This is a genomic window from Enterobacter sp. 01-M-03-SI-ECC, assembly GCF_047530215.1.
In the GTDB taxonomy this organism is placed as follows: domain Bacteria; phylum Pseudomonadota; class Gammaproteobacteria; order Enterobacterales; family Enterobacteriaceae; genus Enterobacter; species Enterobacter chengduensis.
The window spans coordinates 1-2,341 of the sequence record NZ_JBLKDA010000082.1; the positions used below are offsets into that span (position 1 = coordinate 1).

The following is a 2,341-nucleotide window of genomic DNA, read 5'->3' on the forward strand; positions in this document are numbered from 1 at the left end:
GCCTCAGCATTTTATTATGGTGATCCCCTGGGCGAAATGCGCCTGGTAAGCAGAGTTTTTGAAATGTAAGGCCTTTGAATAAGACAAAAGGCTGCCTCATCGCTAACTTTGCAACAGTGCCCTGAGGTGTTACAGCAAAGATGAAAATGACGAAGCCAAAACCGGTAAGCCGGATGAAAAGACCGTTTATTAGTGAGCTTGCAGAGCTGGGTTTATCGGGTGAAATTCTTTCAATTCGAACTGACGGCATGCAGGGGACGCTCATACCCGATCTTACCGCAGGGGTGAGTGAAGCAGGCCGTGTGAAAACCGGCAACTGGGTAATCTCTGACAAGAGAACCTTCGACCATGTCGTTCTGTGTGTTGAAAGACAAGATGAGAACCATGATGTGTACGTAGGTAAATTCATCCAGTTACATGTAGCCGCTAATAAGAGCCTTAAGATCGTCGAAATGGGCGATGTGAAACTGGTGGCCATAACCAGCTCGATTCCTACCACTTTTAATGGTGGGATAAAGAGATACAAAGGGGTTACGTATGTGTCACTTTCCCAAACAGCTCAAACCACTATCGACTTCCCGAAGCGTATCTACAAAGAGGGCCAGGAATGTACTTCTGTCACCAGTCCTGACCAAGGTCCTTTCGCCCGGGATGTTAGGTTGAATTGCTACGGGCGATGTGTTGTCACCGGCGTAAGGTCCCCCTGGCGTACTGAGGCCGCGCACTTAACGCCACGTCATGAAGAAGGCATTCCCGACGTAACGAACGGAATTTTACTTCGCCGTGATATCCATACACTGTTCGACAATGACCATTGCGCCATAAACCCTGACACTATGAAAATTTACTTCAGCCGGGAGGCCCGGGAGTTGGATGATGATCTCCTGAAATGGCATGGGAATGAGATAGAGACGACACGCATGCAGGTTCCGGTTAACATCGAAAACCTTCGGATACGATGGCAAAAATTTAAGGCTAAGGATCGTCAGCGTAAATAAAGCCATAAGCTGAACCACGGCGAGGATTAGTCTTGTTCACTAAATGACAGCGAGAGATTAAATGCAAACCCAAAAAGATATTACAGTTGGCCAGATCTGGGAAGAAGTGGATCCAAGACTGATCCGGAAAGTGCGAGTTGTTGAGGTGGCCTCGTTAGAAGGGCCCAAAGGCATCCTAATCGAAAACGTGGAGTCTGGTCGTAAGAACTGGGCGTCGTCATCCCGCTTTAATGGAAAGCGTGGAGGGTATCGTCTTATTTCCTGAAGGTTTTGCCAATATGGGAAACTGAAGAGGTTGAAACCATCCCGGTGAGGGAGCATATCTGGTAAAGAAGAGTCTTTAAAAAGGTTTTACGCGACCTGGGATAATAAACGGGAAAACGATACCCAAAAAAAGAATACAGCGATGATAACGATAAGGAATGGTAAGGGCTTCAATATTTTGAGAAATGACCTGGCTTCCTTTGCATCTGCATTTCTAATCAAACTGTCCACATAGGGATCACAGCTCTTAGGTTCTGAATTTTTCATATGTTCTGTACCTGAAATTGATTCCGTATGAGAAAAGGCCACCGAAGTGGCCTCTATCAAAACTGGTGGCAAAAGTTAGATCAGGAAATCATCAAGACTTTTACCGGCTGCAATTTGTTCTGCCAGAGCTTTGGGGGTACGGCCCTGTCCAGTCCACGTTTTTGTTTCGCCATTTTCATCAGTAAATGAGTATTTGGCCGGGCGTGGTTCACGGCTTTTCTTGGTAGCCGTAGATTTGGCCTGGAATGAGCCAAGCAGCTCTTCCGGGTTGATACCATCTTCTTCCATTAACTTACGCAGGGCGTCAAGTTTCTCCTGACGAGCTTGCAGTTCGGCAGCTTTGGATGATTCTTCCTGACGACGCTCATCAACAATGACATTAAGCTTTTCGAGGATTTCCTCAAGTACTTCTAAAGGCAGCTCGCGGCCCTGGGCGCGAAGAGTACGAATATTGTTTAACGATTTGAGTGCTTCAGACATACGACCTCACTTTCTAATTCTTTGATAAGGATTTACTTAATCATAATACACTCTATAAGGAAAAAGATGCCAGCTTTATGTCTTCAGGTACAAAGATATCTTGCTAAGAATACTCCTTATCTTCCTTGTGCAGACTGTTTCGTGCTTTCGATGTTGTTCATGAGTCTTAAAATCTGCTCACTGTTTAGGGTACTCATGCTGTAAATCATCAAGGGAAGGTGCGAATAAGCAGGTCATTTCTTCCCAAGCTGACTCGCTGATTAAAATTTCGCGGATCTGGGCCGATTTTTTTCCCGCAAACACATCGAATCAGCCTATTTAGGCTATTTTTT

At 45.6% G+C, this 2,341-nt stretch carries 2 protein-coding genes; one reads left to right on the top strand and one right to left on the bottom strand.

Going from position 1 to position 2,341, the window contains the following annotated elements; translation table 11 throughout:
* The first annotated feature begins 140 nt into the window (after positions 1-140).
* On the top strand, positions 141-998 hold the full coding sequence (locus ACMWKK_RS26075) for an HNH endonuclease signature motif containing protein (RefSeq protein ID WP_000784387.1): 858 nt from the start codon (positions 141-143) through the stop codon (positions 996-998).
* Positions 999-1,604: 606 nt separating this feature from the next.
* Here ACMWKK_RS26075 and ACMWKK_RS26080 read toward each other — a convergent pair.
* Positions 1,605-2,009, bottom strand: a complete 405-nt coding sequence (locus ACMWKK_RS26080; RefSeq protein ID WP_001287391.1) for an H-NS family nucleoid-associated regulatory protein — start codon at positions 2,007-2,009, stop codon at positions 1,605-1,607.
* Positions 2,010-2,341: the final 332 nt, after the last annotated feature.

Excerpts from the sequence above, each read along its gene's own strand:
- ACMWKK_RS26075 (WP_000784387.1), top strand. The coding sequence starts at position 141 with ATGAAAATGACGAAGCCAAAACCGGTAAGCCGGATGAAAAGACCGTTT.
- ACMWKK_RS26080 (WP_001287391.1), bottom strand. The coding sequence starts at position 2,009 with ATGTCTGAAGCACTCAAATCGTTAAACAATATTCGTACTCTTCGCGCC.